The organism is Ruegeria sp. AI3 (genome assembly GCF_056541245.1).
Genome location: NZ_JBQFYA010000088.1, coordinates 1 through 578, shown reverse-complemented (window position 1 = coordinate 578; position 578 = coordinate 1). Strand labels below are relative to the sequence as shown.

Annotated in this window: 1 protein-coding gene; it reads left to right on the top strand. The window is 62.5% G+C overall.

The features are described 5' to 3' along the window. On the top strand, nucleotides 1–578 hold a 578-nt coding region (locus tag ACRZ95_RS23190), incomplete at both ends, for a PLP-dependent aminotransferase family protein (RefSeq protein ID WP_480555754.1).

The window sequence follows — 578 nt, the reverse complement described above, 5'->3', positions numbered from 1 at the left end:
GCCGAAGGCTATCCCGGCCGTCGCTACTATGGCGGCTGCCAGTTCGTCGATATCGCCGAAAACCTGGCCATCGACCGCGCGAAAGAGCTGTTTGGTTGCGGCTTTGCCAACGTGCAGCCGAACTCGGGCAGCCAGGCCAACCAAGGTGTGTTCCAGGCGCTGATCCAGCCCGGTGACACCATTCTGGGCATGAGCCTCGACGCCGGTGGTCACCTGACCCACGGCGCGCGCCCGAACCAATCGGGCAAGTGGTTCAACGCCGTGCAATACGGTGTCCGCAAAGAAGACAACATGCTCGACTACGATCAGGTCGAGGCGCTGGCGAAAGAGCATAACCCCAAGCTGATCATCGCAGGTGGCTCGGCCATCCCGCGTCAGATCGACTTTGCCCGCATGCGCGAGATCGCCGACATGGTCGGGGCCTACCTGCACGTGGACATGGCGCATTTCGCCGGTCTGGTGGCCGCAGGCGAGCATCCCAGCCCCTTCCCGCACGCCCATGTAGCGACCACGACAACCCACAAGACCCTGCGTGGACCTCGTGGTGGTATGATCCTGACCAATGATGAAGATATCGC